The sequence below is a fragment of the Pseudomonas fluorescens genome (assembly GCF_902497775.2).
Taxonomy (GTDB): Bacteria; Pseudomonadota; Gammaproteobacteria; order Pseudomonadales; family Pseudomonadaceae; genus Aquipseudomonas; species Aquipseudomonas putida_F.
The window spans coordinates 1,029,117-1,045,694 of the sequence record NZ_OZ024668.1 but is presented as its reverse complement, the minus strand read 5'-3'; the positions used below and the strand labels follow the sequence as shown (position 1 = coordinate 1,045,694).

Here is a 16,578-nt window from a genome sequence, read left to right as displayed (position 1 = left end):
GGATTTACAAAAATCGAGGCCGCATATCATAGCCAATTTCGGTAAAACTGTACCAGCGCCGTGGCAAGGTCCGGCTGAGCGGCCTGGGTGGCGCTCCAGCGACGGGCGTGCTGGTCGAGTTCGTCCCAGTGCGCCAGCACCTGTTGCCAGGCCTGGCCCATGTCGCTATCCATGTTCCAGGCTCGCCACAATTGCACCAGCGCCTCCCCGGCCGGCGCCGACAATCCCTGGATGTACAGGTCGAGAAAGGCTTCAAGTTTTTCCCAGTGCGCATACTCTTCCTGCACATAAATGTGCCAGAGCAGCGGCCGTGCGGCCCATTGCGCACGGACGAAGGAATCTTCACCGCGCACCGCATTGAAATCGCAGCTCCACAGCAGCCGGTCGTAATCGTCCTGGCTGACAAACGGCAGGATCTGCACGGTCAGCGCGCCACGCCGGGCTACGCTGCCCACACTCAGAGCCTGCTCGCCGAGCCAGGCCTGAACATCGCCCAGCACGCGGCCTTCCGGCACCAGCAGGTGATTGGCGCGGCTGTCGGCAGCCAGAGCATCCAGCCAACTGGCTACGCCAGGGTTTTCATAGGCGAACAGCGAAATCAGCCGGGCGTTGGCTTCTGGCAGCACGCCCAGGCCCTGCAGAAAGGCCTTGCGTACGGCCGGGTCGTGCTGAAGCGCGTCGCGTTGTGCCAACAGGTTTGCCTCACGCAGCAAGCCGCCGGTTTTTGCGGTAAAGCCCGGAAAGAAAAATACCTTGCGCAGGCCATTGGCCTGGGGCGACGGCAGGCCATGGCAACCTTCGACCCAGTCTTCAGCGCTGAGGTAATCCAGGTTCAGCCACAGCGGCGCACGGGGTTGATCGAGCATGCCCTGCACATAGGCAGGCGGCAGCTGGCAGGCGAAAGCGCCAATTACCACATCAGCTACCGCCGTGTCCTGCCACTCATGGGGCCATTGGCGCACATCCACGCCCTGCTGCCATTGCTGGGCGGCATCGGCTTGGGCCTCGGGACAGATACGCACGAACGCCTTCAGGTCATCGACCCACAGGCGCACCGCCTGGCCCTGCTCGGCCACCAGTTGGCGGGCCAGGCGCCAGGTCACGCCGATGTCGCCGTAGTTATCGACGACGCAACAGAAGATGTCCCAGTGCGTTTTCATCGCTGGCCCCTTGGAAAAAGCGCCGATTGTCCGGGTAAATCATCGCAGACAAAAGCGTGGCACGAAAAAAACCCGTTGCACCATGCGACAATGGCTGCCCGTGCCCTGGCCAGGAGGCCATCATGCCCCGCCCTCGCGAACTGAAGATCACCCTCAAGCCGCTGCAACTGATCCTGTGCATTGCCCTGGGTTTGTGGCTCGGCGCTGTGGCCATTGCCCTGAGCCTGTGGCTGGCCGGGCGCTGGTTGCCGGCGACGCTGCAGCCGATCGGCCAGGTGCTTGCGCCGCCCGCCATTGCCCCGCCATCGCCGGCGGCAGAGGACCCGCAAAAGCAAATGTTCGAACAGTACAAGCAGATCCTGCGCAACCAGGAAGTACAGCAGGCCGAAGAGCAGGCGCAAGGCAGCCTGCGCAACCTGTCCAACCCCAAGTGCCAGTTCTGGCTGCAACAGAACCGCACCGCGCCGAGCGAAAAAAGCCGTGCCCTCGTTCTTGAGTTCTGCAACTGAAGCCATGACCAAAGCCGACCTGCTGCAACGCATCATCGACACCCTGACCTTCGATCTGGACGTCGCCCAGCGGGCGGCGCGAACCGCCTATGAAGCGGCCACCGCCGAAGAGAACATCGCCGAGAACAAGTACGACACCCTGGGCCTGGAGGCTTCGTACCTGGCCACCGGGCAGGCCCGGCGCATGGAGGAAATCCGCCAGGCGCGAGCGGCGTATCTGCAACTGTTGCTGCGCGACTATGACCCGCAATGCGGCATTCAGATCAGCAACCTGGTAACCCTCGAAGCCGAGAACGGCGCTTGCCAGCAGTTGTTCCTCGGCCCGGAAGGCGCGGGCCTGAAGATCGGCCAGGGCGAGCAACGGATCACGGTGATCACCCCGCGCTCGCCACTGGGGCAGAGCCTGCTGGGCAAGGTCGAAGCGGATGAGGTGAGCCTGGTGCTCGGCGGCGTACCCCAGAGTTACTACATCCTCAAGGTTCTGTGATTTAAAGATTCATCGCACACCTGTAGGAGCGGGCTTGCCCCGCGAAGCTTTTCAGCTCGCCAACGCATCAAAGCGCTGCGCCAACCCCTGGCCGGCAAACTGCTCGATGACAAAATCGACAAACGCCCGGGTCTTGCCCGGCAGCAATTTGTGCTCGGCGTAATACAGCGAGATATTGCCGTCGTCCACATACCAGTCCGGCAACACCCGCAACAGGCGCCCGGCCTGCAGGTACGGCACGGCGAACGGCATGCTTACCAGCGCCACGCCCAGGCCCTGCTCCGCTGCGGCGCAGGCTGCCTCCGAATCGCTCATGGTCATGCGCACGCGCAGGCTCAACGGGCTCTGCTCCCGCTCGCGACTGGTCAGCGGCCAGGAGCGCACGCGCCCGGTCTGCGGTGAACGAATGAGGATGCCATCGAGTTCGTGCAAATCAGCGGGCTGGGTAATCGGCGGATGCAGCTGCAAATAGGCCGGCGCCGCCACCAGAATCCGGTGCGCCGGGGTCAGCTTGCGCGCCACCACGCCTTGCGGCAGATCAAAGCCGCCGCCAATGGCCGCATCGAAACCCTGGCCGATCAGATCGACCTGACGGTTATCAAAATGCCAGTCAGGGCTGATCGCCGGGTAGCGCCGCAAGAACTCGGCCAGCAGCGGCACGATGTACAGACGGCCGAACACCGTACCCATGCTCACTTTCAAGGTGCCGGCCGGTTGCCCTTCGGCACTGGCCAGGTTGGCCACGGCGTACTGGATGGTCTGGAAGCTTGCCGCTACCTCACCCAAAAAACGCTGCCCGGCCTCGGTCAGGGTCAGGCGCCGGGTGCTGCGCTGGAACAAGCGCACGCCCAGGCGCGCCTCCAGCCGTGCGACATTCTTGCCCACCGCCGCCGGGGTCAGGCTCAGGCGTCGCGCGGCTTCGGCAAAGCTGCCGACTTCGGCACTGCGGACAAAACACTCGATGCTGCTGAACGATTCCATAACGGCGATTCCATACTTCTGGTTTACACAGACTATAGCGATTACTGGCTACCGACAGGGTAATCAGCGGCCGATACTGCACCCCATCCAAGGCATCCGGCCTTGTTCTTTCGGGAGCACAGCATGTCGACCCCATCCAGCCTCCACGGCAAAGTAGCCCTGATCCAGGGCGGTTCGCGCGGTATCGGCGCCGCCATCGTCAAACGCCTGGCCGCCGACGGCGCCAGTGTCGCCTTCACCTATGCCAACGCCACGGCCCAGGCCCAAGCCTTGCAGCAGAGCATCATCGCCGCCGGTGGCAAGGCCCTGGCGATCAAGGCCGACAGCGCCGATGCCAGCGCCGTGCAGCAGGCCGTGGCAAGTACCGTCGAAACCTTCGGTGGCCTGGATATCCTGGTCAACAACGCCGGGGTACTGGCCGTCGGGCCACTTGCGGACTTCAGCCTGGAAGACTTCGACCGCACCCTGGCGGTGAATGTGCGCAGCGTCTTTGTCGCCACTCAGGCGGCTGCCCGGCACATGGGCCAGGGCGGACGGATCATCAACATTGGCAGCACCAATGCCGAGCGCATGCCCTTCGCCGGTGGCGGCCCCTATGCCATGAGCAAGTCGGCGCTGGTCGGCCTGACCCGCGGCCTGGCCCGGGACCTGGGGCCACTGGGCATCACCATCAACAATGTCCAGCCTGGCCCGGTGGACACCGACATGAACCCGGCCCAGGGCGAGTTTGCCGAAAGCCTGATGGGCTTGATGGCTGTAGGTCGTTACGGCCACGTTGACGAAATCGCCAGCTTCGTCGCCTACCTGGCCGGCCAGGAGGCGGCCTACATTACCGGCGCCAGCTTGACCATCGATGGCGGCTTCGCAGCCTGAGGCAGGTCAATGACTGTCCCTGCCCGCCAGGCGCTGTTCAATCAGCTGGACAAAGGCCCTGGCGGCCGGGGTCGGGTGCACCGACCAGATCGCATAGACATGACGCACCGGTGCATCCTCGACCGCAACCGATACCACGCCGTTGAAGCTGTGGGCGATCCGTGCCGGCACCAGTCCGACCGCCAGGCCGCGCTTGGCGAACTTTTCCACCAGGCGGATATTGGTCATTTCGAACTGCACCCGATGGCGCACCCCAGCGGCGGCAAAGGCCTCGTCGGTTTGCCGGCGGGCCCCCGTACCGGCAGGGAAATCCACCAACGGCTGGGCTTCGAGATCAGCCAGGGACAGACGTGCCGCGCCCGCCAAAGGATGGTCGACGGCCATGACCGCCACCAGCTCTTCTTCGGCCAACAGACGGTATTCCACGCCCTCCAGCCGCTCGCCCGGCCAGACCCCGATAAAGCCTACGTCCAGGCGCCGTTCGCGTACGTCGGCGATCAGCAATTCGCTCTTGGCCATCAGCCAGCGGATATCCACCCGCGGGTGCTGCGCATGAAAATCGGCCAGCAGGTCGACCAGGTCCAGTTCTGTCAGCGAGGTGATCTCGCCGATCGACAATTGCCCGCGCACCTCTCCACAGGCCGCAGCAACGTCTTCGGCTATTCGCCGGGTGGCCTCCAGCGCTGGCCGCGCGCTCTGCACGAAGGCCTCCCCGGCCGGGGTCAGGCGCACACGCCGCGAGGTACGCTCGAACAGGCTGACGCCGAGGGTTTCTTCCAGCCGGGCGATCTGATGGCTCAAGGCCGACTGCACCACATGGCAACGCTCGGCGGCGCGGGTGAAACTGCCGGTATCGACTACCGCCAGGGCATATTCAATTTGCTTGAGGTTCATGGACTGATCTATTTTCAAGATGGATAAAATGAAAACGATACATTGGCGTCATGCTAGCGCATTTCCCATACTGTCACCTCCCAACTGCCACTGATTAGAGACGGTCCATGACCTCTGCCACCCACCCCTTGAGCCGCGGCCTGATTCTGCTGATGGCCACTGCTACAGGCCTTGCGGTCGCCAGCAACTACTACGCACAACCCTTGCTGCACAGCATCGCCGAGCATTTCGGCCTGACCACCGCAAGCGCCGGGGCCATCGTCATGGCCGCTCAGCTGAGCTACGGTGCCGGCCTGTTGCTGCTGGCGCCGCTGGGCGATCTGTTCGAACAACGCAAGCTGATCGTCAGCATGATTACCATCAGCACCCTGGGCCTGCTGATCAGCGCCTTCTCGCCAAGCCTGGCGTGGCTGTTGATCGGCACCACCCTTACCGGCCTGTTTTCGGTGGTTGCCCAGATACTGGTACCCATGGCGGCCGGCCTGAGCAACCCGGCGCAACGCGGGCGGGTGGTCGGCACCCTGATGAGCGGGCTGCTGCTGGGTATCCTGCTGGCACGTACGGCTGCCGGGTTCATGGCCGAACTGGGCAGTTGGCGCAGCATCTACCTGCTGGCAGCAGCGTTGATGGGGCTGTCGGCGATCGCCCTGTTCCGCGCCCTGCCTGAGCGCCATCAGCACGCCGGGCTCAGCTATCCGGCGTTGCTCGGCTCGGTATTCCGCCTGTTCGTCGACGAGCCGATCCTGCGATTGCGCTCGTTGCTGGGCTTGTTGTCATTCAGCCTGTTCGCCTTGTTCTGGACACCGCTGGCGTTTCTGCTGTCGGTCGAGCCCTACCACTATTCCGACGCTGTCATTGGTCTGTTCGGCCTGGCCGGTGCCGCCGGCGCCTTGTCGGCCAACTGGGCCGGGCGCCTGGCCGACCGTGGCAAAGGCCCGCTGGGCACCACGGTGGGCTTGCTGGTACTGCTGGTTTCGTGGGTACCACTGGCCTTTGCGCAGTCGTCGCTGGTGGCATTGCTGGTCGGCGTGCTGCTGCTCGACCTGGCGGTGCAACTGGTACACGTCAGCAACCAGAACGCCGTCATTGCCCTGCGCCCGGAGGCCCGCAACCGCCTGAATGCCGGCTACATCACCTGCTACTTCATCGGCGGCGCACTGGGCTCGCTGCTCGGCACGCAGCTGTTCCAGCGCTACGGCTGGGACGGCATCGTCATTGCCGGTTTGAGCATTGGCGCCCTGGCCTTGCTGGTCTGGGGCCTGGCTGAACGCCAGCGCGCCTTGCGCCTGCACACTGCCTAACGCCGTACAAACGCCTCATCGACCCGGGCCAGGTGCTCCTCGCGCAAGGTCCCGGCGTAGTAATGCAGCTTGATCCAGGCCAGCAGATAGTCATAGCGGGCTTGGGCCAAGTCGCGGCGAGTGGTCGCCAGTTGCTGCTCGGCATTGAGCACATCGAGGTTGACCCGTTCGCCACCGAGCACACTCTGGCGGGTCGATTGCACCAGCGCCTCGGCTGAAGTCAGCGCCCGCTGATAGGCACGCAAGCGACTGACCCCGGACTGACAGGCGTTGTACTGGCGGCGCAGCTCGATCAGGGTCGCACGGGTATTGCCGTCCAGCTCGTATTCGGCCTGCTCCAGGTTGCGACTGGCCTGACGGGTGGCCGCCGACACCCCGCCACCGGCAAATAAGGGCAGACTGACTTCGATGCCGATGGTGTTGGTGTCGTAGCGCTGGTTGTAGGTGTTGCCACTGTCGGACTGCATTTGCCGTGAAGTGGCGTAGGCCGTCACCTTGGGCAGATGCCCGGCGCGGTTGCGTTCCACTTCGTACTCGGCCACTTCCAGGGCCTGGCGCTGGGACGCCAGCTGTGGATTGTTGGCCAGGGCCAGTTCATGCCAGGCCTCATAGGTCGCCGGTTGCAGCGCCAGCAGGGCAAAGCCGTCGTTGAGCGGTGCCAATTCGTCGATGCGCGCCGAAGGCTCGCCGATCAGCGCCCCCAGCTCACGCAGGGCGGCGTCCTGGTCATTGCGCGCCTGGATCTCTTCGGCGTCGGCCAGCTCATAGCGGGCCTGGGCTTCGAGGATATCGGTACGGGTCCCCTCGCCCTGCTGGAACAATTGCTGGTTCTGCTGGAACTGCTGTTGATAAGCCTGCTTGCTGGCCACGCTGATGCTGATCTGGTCGTCGGCGAACAGCGCCTGGGTATAGCTGGTCATCACCCGTACCAGCAGTTCCTGGCTCTTGCCGCGAAATTCCTCATCGGCAAACAGCGCCTGGGCTACGCCCTTGCGGTAACTGGCGTAGGCCTCGTAGTCGAGCAGCGGCTGCTGGAGGATGAAGCTGGAGCCGTAGCTGTTGTAGTGGCGGTCTTCATCCTCGCGCCGCGAATCGCCCAGGTAGCGGGCCTTGGAATCGTTGCGGCCCTTGTTGTAGTTGTACGACAGGTTCGGCAGCAAGCCGGCGCGGCCGATGGCGCGGTTTTCCTGCCCGGCCTCGCGGGCCTTGAGCGCACCAAGGAACACCGGGTCCTTGCGCAGCGCCTGTTCATACACCTGAAACGGCCCCATGGCCTGTGCGCCCGCCCCTGTTGTCAGGGCGAACGCCGCCAGCAGCCCGGTCATCAAGCTCTTCATGCACGGGCTTCCTTATTGTTCGGTCAACGCGGTGCCTGCCCGGTCGAGCAGGGGTTTGAACAGGTAATTGAGCATCGAGCGCTCGCCGGTGCGCACGAACAGTTCGGCAGGCATGCCCGGTTTGATCACCAGGCCGTCAAGACGCGCCAGTGCCTGTTCGCTGACCGTGCTGCGCAGTACGTAGTACGGCTGGCCGGTCTTGTCGTCGAGCAACTGGTCGGCGGAAATCAGTGCCACCTCACCCGCGACCCGTGGCGTACTGCTCTGGCTGAAGGCGGTGAAGAGGATATCCACAGGCAACTGCATTGCGACTTTATCCACAAGATTGACCGGCAGGCGCCCTTCGACTTCCAGGGCAGTCCCCTGGGGCACCACCTCCAGCAAGGTTTCACCGGCGCGTACCACGGCGCCCTCGGTATGCACGCCGAGGTTGACCGCAATGCCATCGGCCGGGGCCAGAATCTCGCTGTGCTGCAGGTCGAAACCGGCCGAGGTCAGTTGCTGTTCGAGGGTCACGCTTTTCAGTTGCACCTCAGCCAGCTGGCTGCGCACTTCTTTCTGATACTCCTCGCGCCGTTGTTGCAGGTTCAGCCGCGACTCGACGATGCCCTGCTGCAGACGCGCGCTGTCGCCACTGTTCTGCGCCAGGTCGCGCTGGACCTGGGACAACTGACGCTGATACTCGAGCAAGCGGTTGCGCGGAATGTACCCCTGGCTGGCCAGTGGCTTGAGGTTCTCCAGTTGCTCACGTAACGAGTCGGCCTGGGCCTGCAGATCACCACGGGCGCGGCGCATGCCAGCTAGTTGAGCGACCGCGCCGTCGATACTGGCGGTCAGCCCGGCCTGCTCGCGGGCCTGGGCATCGCGGCGGCTGCTGAACAGCTGGCGCTGGCTTTCCAGCACCAGGCTCAGCTGTGGGTCGGGGTTGCTGCTCAGCTCTGCCGGAAAAATGATTTCGCCGAGGTTGTCGCGCTCGCTCTGCCAGCGCGCCAGGCTCGCCCAAGCCAAGCGGTACTGGGCCTGCAGCGATTGCACGTCGGCCTGGACCTGGGTCTGGTCGAGACGGAACAACGGCTGCCCCTGCTTAACCAACTGGCCCTCGCTGACCAGAATGCGGCTGACCACGCCACCGGCCAGGGACTGCACTGCCTTGCGCTTGCCCGAGACCACCACGGTACCTTGCACGGCAATGCCTTGATCGAGTGGCGCCAGAGTTGCCCAGGCGATGAATCCGCCAAAGCCGACCAGGGTCAGCAACCACCCGAGGCGCACGTAGAAACGCGCACTGCGGCTTTTATCGACCTGGCTCATGCGCCACCTCCGGTTGCCAATGCGGCATTGGCGGGTTGGCGCTGGGCCTGTTCCTGGGCGCGGCTCAGGGCCTGCATGACCTCATGTGCCGGACCGAAGGCTTGCATCCGCCCTTCGCTGAGCACCAGCAGTTTGTCGGCCTGGGCCAGGGCTGCCGAACGGTGAGTGACCAGCACCACGGTACGGCCCTGGGCTTTCATCTGCACAATGGCGGTGGCCAGCGCCGCTTCGCCGCTGGTGTCGAGGTTGGAATTGGGTTCGTCGAGCACGATCAGGCTTGGCCCACCGTAGAGGGCCCGCGCCAGGGCGATGCGCTGTTTCTGCCCACCAGACAGGTCGCCGCCGTCTTCACCCAGGCGTGTGTCATAGCCTTGCGGCAGGCGCAAGATCAGCTCATGTACGCCAGCCTGACGTGCCGCCTCGACCACCTTGTGGCCGTCCAGCTCGGCAAAGCGGGCGATGTTCTCGGCAATACTGCCGCGCAGCAGTTCGATGTTCTGTGGCAGGTAACCGATATGCGGGCCCAGGGCCTCGCGGTCCCAGCGGTGCAGGTCGGCGCCGTCCAGGCGCACGGTACCGGCCAGGGTCGGCCAGACGCCGACCAGCACCTTGGCCAGGGTCGACTTGCCCGAGCCAGAGGTACCGAGCACGCCGAGCACTTCCCCGGCACCAAGGTTGAAACTGATCTGCTGCAAGGTGGCCACGCGCTTGCCAGGCGGTGCGGCACTGACCTGCTCGAAACTCAGGCGCCCGCTTGGCGCCGGCAAGGCCATCGGTGCCGGCGGCTCGGGAAACGCGCGCAGCAGGCCATCGAGACGCTGGTAAGCCATGTGCGCCCCGCTCCACTGCTTCCACACGGCAATCAGCTGGTCGATAGGGCTGAGTACCCGGCCCATGAGGATGGAGCCGGCGATCATCATGCCCGGGGTCATCTGCCCCTCGATCACCAGCAGGGCACCCAACCCCAGCACCAGCGATTGCAGGCACAGACGCAGCGACTTGCTGACTGCGGTGATCACCGCCGAAGTATCGCTGGCCTGGTTCTGCAGGGTCAGAAAGCGCGAATGCAAGGTAAACCAGCGCTGGCGCAAGGCGCCGAGCATGCCCATGGCCTGGATGCTCTCGGCATTGTGCAGCTGGCTGCTGGCCAGGTGCGTGGACTGTTGCTGGAAACCGCTGGCTTCGACCAGCGGCTTATGGGTCAGGCGTTCGTTGAGTACCGCCAGGGCGATCAGCAACAACGCCCCGGCGCAGGCCATGACGCCCAACCAGACGTTGAACAGGAAAATCACTGCCAGATAAATCGGAAACCAGGGGGCGTCAAAGAAAGCAAACAGTGCAGGACCGGTGACAAATTGTCTCACTTGCGTCAGGTCGTTAAGTGCCTGCCCTGCCTGCCCGTCGCCTTGGCGCAAGTTGCGTTCAAAGGCCGCCCGGTACACGTTCAGGTTAAAGCCTTGCTCCAGCTGATTGCCAACGCGGATAACAATGAAACTGCGGATCGCTTCCAGCGCACCGATAAATACAAAGAAGCCGACCACCATCAGGGTCAACATCCACAGGGTTGTTTCATTTTGCGAAGACAGTACCCGATCATACACTTGCAGCATATAAATCGAGGGCACCAGCATAAGCAGGTTAATCAACGCGGTAAAACAACCCACGCTCAGTAGCGTGGACTTGTGATCTGCCAGCGCCGCCCACAAGGGCGCACCGGCTTTATGAGTCGGCCTGTTCATTGTCCGCCTTTCTATCCCTGAAAAATCGGCAATCGCCTACAAGGCTTTATTCTTTATTCTTACGTTCCAGTAACAATATCTTTCCGGACGCGGAAGTCCATTTGTAGATGCCGGGCTTATAACGGCCAAAGTGCACAGGTGGTCTGTCGCTGCCATCGAGCAAAGCTATCGTATCGGGGGTCGGCAACCAGCCGTTGGGGCGCCGCCCTGTCAGCCCTTCTACGCATTCGAGATCACCGCGCAGGGTTTGTGCTACATCCAGTTGCAGCTCACAACCTGCGGCCCAATTGCCTTCGGGGTAAAGCGTCCAGTCACCGGCCAGTTGCGCGGGAGTGGGGAGTACCAGGCTACTTGCCATACCGACCTCAGTCATCAACATCAGGGGAATCGCGCCGAGCGCGATCATTCGCTTCAAAGCCATCATCTGTCCGCCTCGGAAAAAGCGGCGCATGAGCGCCGCCCTTTCAGGTTGCTATCAGACCACGATATCCGTGGCGACTGCCTGACCTACGGTAGTCACCAGGAAATCAGACAGGCTGTTGCCGGTGAAGTCGATCGACAGGCTGCCGAGGTTGCTTGCCTGATCGAAGCTCAGCACCGCTTCGCCAGCATGGCCGGTGAAGGCATCAACGAACTGCAGTGGCAGCTTGTTGACGGCAAAGGCTGACATTGCCGACAGATCGATCTTGTCCTGACCGCTGACGAAATCCATGATCCGGTCGGGGTTGCTCGGGGTCGAATCGCTGCTGGCAGCGAAGACGAAGGTGTCGGAACCGGCACCGCCCCAGAGTTTGTCGGCACCGCCGCCGCCGTAGATGATGTCGTTGCCGGCACCGCCCTTGAGCTCGTTGGCCACGGCGTTGCCGATCAGCAGGTCGTTGCCCGAGCCACCGATGGCATTCTCGACGATGGCACCCTTGGCAATGGAAATGTTGCCGATCATGCCGCCGACATCCGAGAACGACGCGTCATTGAGGTTGATCTTCTGGTTCTGGGTAAAACCGGAGAAGTCCAGGGTGTCGTTGCCGCCGCCGTCCCACACCGAGAAAACGATTTTCGACGAGGCCGAGGTGGCCGAGTAGAAGTCGCGGTCAGCGGTGGAGTTGAAGCCGTACACGGTGTCGCCGGAGCGGGTCGCGTAGTTGGCGCCGTAGAGTTTCTGGATGGCTGCGATGTCATCCATCAGCGGTGCCGAGGAGTACACCTGAACGCCGCCCTTGGTGAAGTCCTGGCTGGTGTTGCTCTCGCCCCAGTAGCTCATGACGCTGTAACCACGGGTGTCCTGAGCGTAGGAGGCGTCGCCATAGGTCGGGTAGCCTTCCCCGGCGTTGTAGTCGCCCGGGTGAGACAGGCCCAGCACGTGGCCGATTTCGTGGGTCAGGGTCTGACGGCCGTAGTTGCCGTTTTCCGGATTGATGTTGGCCTGGTACTGGTTGTTGATCAGGTACCAGGATTCACCCTTGTGCGAGCCCGGGCCGTCGAACGGCAGGTAGGCAAATGCCGCGCCGCCGCTGCTGCCATCGCTGTAGTTGCCGAAGGTCATGTGACCGTCGCCGCCTGTAGCCCCTTCCTTGAAGGTGACCTTGGCCACGTCTGCCCACGACTGCATGGACAGTTTTGCCTGGGCCTTCTGCTGGGCGGAAAAGGCGCTGAACGAGCCCAGCCCCTGACCGTAGAAGTCAGACGGTGCTTTGGTCAGAAAGGTATAGGTCAGGCTGATGGTGCCGTCCTTGTTCAGGTCTTTCCAGGCAGCGCCGTCGCGCAGCAACTGGGTAGCGGCCTGGTCGACCGAGAACGAAGGTTTGCCATTGACTGTCGCACTGCCGCCGCGATCATATTGATGGCCGAAACTATTGATCAGGCTGTAAGCGGAACTTGCACCGTGCGGTTGCAATACCGAGCCAGCTGAAACAATAGCGTTTTCTTTGACTTTCGACATACAGACACTTCCTTGTTTACAAAAAAGCAGTTGTTGTCCGACAGGACGCTCCCGCGGCGAGATCGTCCTATCACTCGCCTGAATGAGGCGGGGAAAAACTGACACAGGAGGAATTGAACTGTCCAGCTTTTTTTGACGTCAATTTCCAATAACACAACTTGTTTATTGTCCTACAATTTCAAAAGCCATGATTTAGCTGATGTGCGCCAATTTGCGCAAACCGCGATATATCGACAGCAACTAAAAAGCGAGCCGTAAACGAAAAACAAGCGCACCGCTTTAGTTGCCAACCCGAACTTTAATTATAAGAACGCGACATGCGCTTATAACTCGCTGGCTGAGCCTTTACTTTTTTGTGACAACTAGGCGGCGACCCTCCGTCGCCTGGCCATTGACTTGTGCCTTGCGTTGGCGCTGAGTAGGAATTGGTCAATAGCCCTTTCAACCTGGACGCCACTATGACAAGACTCACGGTTCAATCCGGCGATTTCTTGCAAGGTGAAGGCGAGTACCGCAACGGATCGCTCACACTCAAGACCGCCCGCAGCCCTTCACCCGGCGAGAAAATCGCCCTTACCCGCATCACCGACCTGATCGTCGCCAATCAGGAATCCAGCCGCAGCCTGAGCAGCGCCCTTGGCTGGGGTGTCGCCGGTGCCCTGGTGGCCGGCCCGGTTGGCCTGATCGCCGGCCTCTGGTTAGGCGGCAAGGAAGAGGAGGTGACCTTCCTGGCGACCTTCAAGGATGGTCGCAAACTGATGGCCATCACCGACAAGAAAACCTGGACCAAGCTCGACGGCAACTGGCGGCGTCACGCCCAGACGGCAGCGAACGGCTAAGTCCGCATGGCCCTCACTCGTTCCTGGCAATAGCAGCCGATTGAAAACAGGGGCGCCGCCCGCCAGTCGCCCCTGCTAAGATTGCGCCCCCGCCTGCCCGGCGCAATACCAGGCAGGCTTTGAGTGCCCGGGTTCGCGCCCACGCTTCACCTATCGGGCAAACAAACCCTGCCGGACAGCAGCCGATTGATAACGGCGCGTTCGCGCTCGCCTTCAAGGAGCTTCTGCATGACCCTGCCCCGCCCTCGCCTGCCCTTGCGCCTGCTCGGCCTGAGCCTGGCACTGCCGGCTACGCACAGCTTGGCCGAGGGCAGCATCACCCTGGCCCCGCTGCAGGTGTCCGAGGCCTACAGCGAGGGCTATCAGGCTCGCGAAGCCGCGGTCGGCGGTTTCCAGCCGGCGCCGTTGCTGGATACCCCGGCGTCGATCGCGGTGTTCAGCGAACAATTGCTGGCCGATCGCCAGGTGCGCAAGCTCAGTGAAGTGCTGCAAAGCGATGCCTCGGTGGGTGAAAGCTATGCCCCGATCGGTTACTACGAAAACTTCAACGTGCGCGGTTTCGAGCTCAATGCTGCCAGCAGCTACAGGATCAACGGCCAGACCATCGCCGGCGAACAGAACGTGGCACTGGAGAACAAACAGCAAGTCGAATTGCTCAAGGGCCTGTCGGGCCTGCAAAGCGGTGTGTCGGAACCCGGCGGGCTGATCAACTACGTCACCAAGCGCCCGGAGGATGTGCGCTCGGTGACGGTGTCGAGCAACGAGCAGGGCGAGCGCTACCTTGCCACTGACCTTGGTGGCTGGTTCGGCAGCGAGCGCCAGTTCGGCCTGCGCGCCAACCTGGCCCACGAAGACATCCGCTCCTCCGTCGACCACGCCGACGGCAAGCGTGACTTCGCCTCCCTGGCCTTCGACTGGCAGATCAACCCCGACGCGGTGCTGCAACTGGACGCCGAGTACCAGCAGCGTGAGCAGCGTTCGGTCCCCGGCTATCAGTTGCTCGGTGGCAACAGCCTGCCCCACGGCATCGACCCGCACGACCGCCTGGCTTACCAGCACTGGGCCAAGCCGGTGACCATCGATTCGCTGAACCTTGGCGGGCGCTTCGAGTATCGCTTCAGTGACAACTGGACCGGCAGCATCAGCGCCTCGCGCAGCAAGGTGGTGATCGATGACTACAGTTCGTTTGCCTGGGGGTCAGAAGGTGGCACGGCTGTACACTTCAGCCCGGAAGGCGACTACGACATCTATGATTTTCGCAGCCCTGACGACACGCGCCGTATCGACGAGGCCCAAGCGCTGCTGAACGGGCGCGTTGAAGTGGCCGGCCTGAGCCACGAACTGACCGTCGGCAGCAGTGCACAACGGCGCACGCTTGATCAGCGTCCCACCTTCAATCAGCTCATCGGCAGCGGCAACATCTACCAGTCAACCCCTGCACTGAAACCATTCGACGGCATGCCAGGGCACTCCGAGCGGCGCCTGGACAGCCGTCAGTACGGTATTTTTGCCAGCGATCGAATCACCATCAATGAGCACTGGCAAACCCAATGGGGCGCGCGCGTGGTGCGCCTGGACGAAAAATCCTTCGATGAAGCCGGTAACGACCGTCGGCACACCCGCCAGTACGAACTGCTGCCCAACGCAGCGCTGATCTACAAACCACGGGCTGACATCTCGCTCTACACCAGCTACAGCAAAGGCCTTTCAGCGGGCAGTGCGGCGCCATGGTTCGTACAAAACAACCAGGACATCCTCGCCCCGACCACCTCGCATCAGATCGAGCTCGGCATCAAACGCGACTGGCAACGCCTGAGCCTCAGCGCCGCCCTGTTCCAGCTGCGCCAGGCCTATCAGTACTCGCAACCTGACGGCGCCGGTGGCTTCACCTATGTGCAGCAAGGCCAGCAGAAGAACATCGGCCTGGAGCTGGGCGCCAGCGGTTGGTTGACTTCCAACCTGCAGATCAATGCCAGTGCTGCGGCGATTCGGGCGCGGGTGAAGAACAGCGGCACGGCTGATTATGAAGACCATCAAGCGCTGAACGTACCGAACTTGCGGGCTGCCGTGCAGGCTGACTACAGCTTGCCGATCCCGGGCCTGGCCCTGCTCGGCGGTGCGCGATACAGCGCCAGCAAGTACGCCAACCAGGCTGGAACGGTTGAGGTTGGCAGCTATGCGGTGTTCGACCTGGGCAGTCGTTACAGCACCAGGATCGGTGGTTACGACACGGTGCTGCGGCTGATGGTGGATAACGTCTTCGATAAACGCTACTGGCGCGATGCCGGGGAGTATCTGGGGGATGGTTATCTGTTTCAGGGGGCGCCGCGCACGGCGCGGGTTTCGGCTTCCGTGAGCTTCTGAGGGCCTCATCGCGGGTCTGTGGGAGCTGGACTTGCCAGCGCCCACAAGACACCACCATCAGAACGGTTCGCTACCCTCGCGAATCTCCACTTCCAGCACTTTCCCCAGTGCAACCAGCTGCGCCGCCACGTCCTTGGTGGTGATGAAGCCACTGTAGCAGTCACTGTCGGTGGACCAATTCCACAGCACCAGGCCCTGCTTGTGCAGTTCTTCGTGGGCCGTGACCATCAGCTCCGGCACAGTGGTGTCGTCAAGAAACTCTTCATCCTCCGGGTCTTCGACACCGAAAGTAACTTCGGCATCCCGCGCCTCCGCCAGCTGCTGCACGCTCTGTACAAAGGACTCGGTGTCCTTCCAGTCAACGAAGAACACCGACTCCCAGTCAGCCACATCCTTGACGATATACATCAGTTGCTGGGGGTCATCCTCGAACTCTTCGACGTCATCTTCATCCAGCTCGACCTCGCGCAGGGCCTGGACGTGCTGGCTGGCCATTTCGGCCGTCGGGCTGATCAAGGTCAGCAATTGTTCAGCGGCCAGGATCTGGGCCTTGGTGAAACATTCTTTGAGCATTTGAAACATCCTTTTTCATGGGCAAAACAAAAAGCCCCCGGCCTTGTTCAGGTCGGGGGCTTTTCTAGATGTGGCGGTGAAGAAGGGATTCGAACCCTTGATACAGTTTCCTGTATACACACTTTCCAGGCGTGCTCCTTCAGCCACTCGGACACTTCACCGGTTCTCGCCAAGCTGTTCAGCCTGTCGAGGCGCGCTAATGTAGTCGAAAGAGGTTCTGTTGGCAAAGGTTTTTTTCAGAATTTTCATGCGCTTAAGCCAATTAGTGAAA

Annotated in this window: 15 protein-coding genes and 1 tRNA gene; 6 read left to right on the top strand and 10 right to left on the bottom strand. The window is 62.3% G+C overall.

Annotated features, from left to right (window positions below; all coding sequences use genetic code 11):
- Nucleotides 1-26: 26 nt before the first annotated feature.
- Nucleotides 27-1,160: an elongation factor P maturation arginine rhamnosyltransferase EarP gene (gene earP, locus F8N82_RS04960; RefSeq protein WP_038994109.1), complete on the bottom strand. Its 1,134-nt coding sequence runs from the start codon at nucleotides 1,158-1,160 to the stop codon at nucleotides 27-29.
- A gap of 122 nt (nucleotides 1,161-1,282) precedes the next feature.
- Between earP and F8N82_RS04955 the strand changes: the two genes are divergently transcribed.
- Both F8N82_RS04955 and F8N82_RS04950 read left to right on the top strand, forming a co-directional pair.
- Nucleotides 1,283-1,669 (top strand): hypothetical protein, encoded by a 387-nt coding sequence (locus F8N82_RS04955; protein WP_038994108.1) that lies wholly within the window; start codon nucleotides 1,283-1,285, stop codon nucleotides 1,667-1,669.
- Nucleotides 1,670-1,673: 4 nt separating this feature from the next.
- The gene (locus F8N82_RS04950) at nucleotides 1,674-2,156 is read left to right on the top strand and encodes a GreA/GreB family elongation factor (protein WP_038994107.1); all 483 of its coding nucleotides are present in this window, start codon (nucleotides 1,674-1,676) and stop codon (nucleotides 2,154-2,156) included.
- Nucleotides 2,157-2,207: 51 nt separating this feature from the next.
- On the opposite strand, the gene F8N82_RS04945 is transcribed toward F8N82_RS04950, so the two are convergent.
- Nucleotides 2,208-3,137 carry a LysR family transcriptional regulator gene (locus F8N82_RS04945; protein WP_038994106.1) on the bottom strand — a complete coding sequence of 310 codons (930 nt, stop codon included), beginning with the start codon at nucleotides 3,135-3,137 and terminating at the stop codon, nucleotides 2,208-2,210.
- Nucleotides 3,138-3,260: 123 nt separating this feature from the next.
- Here F8N82_RS04945 and F8N82_RS04940 point away from each other — a divergent pair, with 123 nt between their 5' ends.
- On the top strand, nucleotides 3,261-4,010 hold the full coding sequence (locus tag F8N82_RS04940; RefSeq protein WP_038994105.1) for a 3-oxoacyl-ACP reductase family protein: 750 nt from the start codon (nucleotides 3,261-3,263) through the stop codon (nucleotides 4,008-4,010).
- 6 nt (nucleotides 4,011-4,016) lie between these two features.
- On the opposite strand, the gene F8N82_RS04935 is transcribed toward F8N82_RS04940, so the two are convergent.
- A complete protein-coding gene (locus F8N82_RS04935; protein ID WP_038994104.1) occupies nucleotides 4,017-4,904 on the bottom strand; it encodes a LysR family transcriptional regulator in 888 nt (295 codons plus the stop codon).
- 107 nt (nucleotides 4,905-5,011) lie between these two features.
- Between F8N82_RS04935 and F8N82_RS04930 the strand changes: the two genes are divergently transcribed.
- Complete coding sequence (locus tag F8N82_RS04930) at nucleotides 5,012-6,205, top strand: MFS transporter (RefSeq protein WP_038994103.1); 1,194 nt, start codon at nucleotides 5,012-5,014, stop codon at nucleotides 6,203-6,205.
- Here F8N82_RS04930 and F8N82_RS04925 read toward each other — a convergent pair.
- From F8N82_RS04925 to F8N82_RS04905, 5 genes are read right to left on the bottom strand one after another with little or no spacing between them, the layout of a single operon-like run.
- Nucleotides 6,202-7,542 carry a TolC family outer membrane protein gene (locus tag F8N82_RS04925; RefSeq protein WP_038994102.1) on the bottom strand — a complete coding sequence of 447 codons (1,341 nt, stop codon included), beginning with the start codon at nucleotides 7,540-7,542 and terminating at the stop codon, nucleotides 6,202-6,204. The two genes, F8N82_RS04930 and F8N82_RS04925, sit on opposite strands and share 4 nt — an antisense overlap.
- Nucleotides 7,543-7,554: 12 nt before the next feature.
- A complete protein-coding gene (locus F8N82_RS04920) occupies nucleotides 7,555-8,853 on the bottom strand; it encodes an HlyD family type I secretion periplasmic adaptor subunit (protein WP_038994101.1) in 1,299 nt (432 codons plus the stop codon).
- Nucleotides 8,850-10,592 (bottom strand): type I secretion system permease/ATPase, encoded by a 1,743-nt coding sequence (locus F8N82_RS04915; protein WP_038994100.1) that lies wholly within the window; start codon nucleotides 10,590-10,592, stop codon nucleotides 8,850-8,852. The genes F8N82_RS04920 and F8N82_RS04915 overlap by 4 nt, the downstream gene beginning before the upstream one ends.
- A gap of 46 nt (nucleotides 10,593-10,638) precedes the next feature.
- Nucleotides 10,639-11,043, bottom strand: coding sequence for an AprI/Inh family metalloprotease inhibitor (locus tag F8N82_RS04910; protein WP_224793798.1), 405 nt, complete (start codon nucleotides 11,041-11,043; stop codon nucleotides 10,639-10,641).
- Nucleotides 11,044-11,067: 24 nt separating this feature from the next.
- Nucleotides 11,068-12,531, bottom strand: coding sequence for a serralysin family metalloprotease (locus F8N82_RS04905; protein WP_038994098.1), 1,464 nt, complete (start codon nucleotides 12,529-12,531; stop codon nucleotides 11,068-11,070).
- 458 nt (nucleotides 12,532-12,989) lie between these two features.
- Between F8N82_RS04905 and F8N82_RS04900 the strand changes: the two genes are divergently transcribed.
- Both F8N82_RS04900 and F8N82_RS04895 read left to right on the top strand, forming a co-directional pair.
- Nucleotides 12,990-13,370 carry a hypothetical protein gene (locus F8N82_RS04900; protein WP_038994097.1) on the top strand — a complete coding sequence of 127 codons (381 nt, stop codon included), beginning with the start codon at nucleotides 12,990-12,992 and terminating at the stop codon, nucleotides 13,368-13,370.
- A gap of 228 nt (nucleotides 13,371-13,598) precedes the next feature.
- Nucleotides 13,599-15,734, top strand: a complete 2,136-nt coding sequence (locus tag F8N82_RS04895) for a TonB-dependent siderophore receptor (RefSeq protein WP_038994096.1) — start codon at nucleotides 13,599-13,601, stop codon at nucleotides 15,732-15,734.
- 57 nt (nucleotides 15,735-15,791) lie between these two features.
- Here the strand turns inward: F8N82_RS04895 and F8N82_RS04890 are convergent, their stop codons facing one another.
- Both F8N82_RS04890 and F8N82_RS04885 read right to left on the bottom strand, forming a co-directional pair.
- Nucleotides 15,792-16,307, bottom strand: a complete 516-nt coding sequence (locus F8N82_RS04890; RefSeq protein WP_052251396.1) for a DUF6630 family protein — start codon at nucleotides 16,305-16,307, stop codon at nucleotides 15,792-15,794.
- Nucleotides 16,308-16,378: 71 nt separating this feature from the next.
- Nucleotides 16,379-16,468 (bottom strand) — tRNA-Ser (locus F8N82_RS04885).
- Between the last annotated feature and the right edge of the window lie 110 nt (nucleotides 16,469-16,578).

Bases quoted from the DNA above. Each gene is read 5' to 3' on its own strand.
- earP (WP_038994109.1), bottom strand. From the start codon at position 1,160: ATGAAAACGCACTGGGACATCTTCTGTTGCGTCGTCGATAACTACGGC.
- F8N82_RS04955 (WP_038994108.1), top strand. From the start codon at position 1,283: ATGCCCCGCCCTCGCGAACTGAAGATCACCCTCAAGCCGCTGCAACTG.
- F8N82_RS04950 (WP_038994107.1), top strand. From the start codon at position 1,674: ATGACCAAAGCCGACCTGCTGCAACGCATCATCGACACCCTGACCTTC.
- F8N82_RS04945 (WP_038994106.1), bottom strand. From the start codon at position 3,137: ATGGAATCGTTCAGCAGCATCGAGTGTTTTGTCCGCAGTGCCGAAGTC.
- F8N82_RS04940 (WP_038994105.1), top strand. From the start codon at position 3,261: ATGTCGACCCCATCCAGCCTCCACGGCAAAGTAGCCCTGATCCAGGGC.
- F8N82_RS04935 (WP_038994104.1), bottom strand. From the start codon at position 4,904: ATGAACCTCAAGCAAATTGAATATGCCCTGGCGGTAGTCGATACCGGC.
- F8N82_RS04930 (WP_038994103.1), top strand. From the start codon at position 5,012: ATGACCTCTGCCACCCACCCCTTGAGCCGCGGCCTGATTCTGCTGATG.
- F8N82_RS04925 (WP_038994102.1), bottom strand. From the start codon at position 7,542: ATGAAGAGCTTGATGACCGGGCTGCTGGCGGCGTTCGCCCTGACAACA.
- F8N82_RS04920 (WP_038994101.1), bottom strand. From the start codon at position 8,853: ATGAGCCAGGTCGATAAAAGCCGCAGTGCGCGTTTCTACGTGCGCCTC.
- F8N82_RS04915 (WP_038994100.1), bottom strand. From the start codon at position 10,592: ATGAACAGGCCGACTCATAAAGCCGGTGCGCCCTTGTGGGCGGCGCTG.
- F8N82_RS04910 (WP_224793798.1), bottom strand. From the start codon at position 11,043: ATGCGCCGCTTTTTCCGAGGCGGACAGATGATGGCTTTGAAGCGAATG.
- F8N82_RS04905 (WP_038994098.1), bottom strand. From the start codon at position 12,531: ATGTCGAAAGTCAAAGAAAACGCTATTGTTTCAGCTGGCTCGGTATTG.
- F8N82_RS04900 (WP_038994097.1), top strand. From the start codon at position 12,990: ATGACAAGACTCACGGTTCAATCCGGCGATTTCTTGCAAGGTGAAGGC.
- F8N82_RS04895 (WP_038994096.1), top strand. From the start codon at position 13,599: ATGACCCTGCCCCGCCCTCGCCTGCCCTTGCGCCTGCTCGGCCTGAGC.
- F8N82_RS04890 (WP_052251396.1), bottom strand. From the start codon at position 16,307: ATGCTCAAAGAATGTTTCACCAAGGCCCAGATCCTGGCCGCTGAACAA.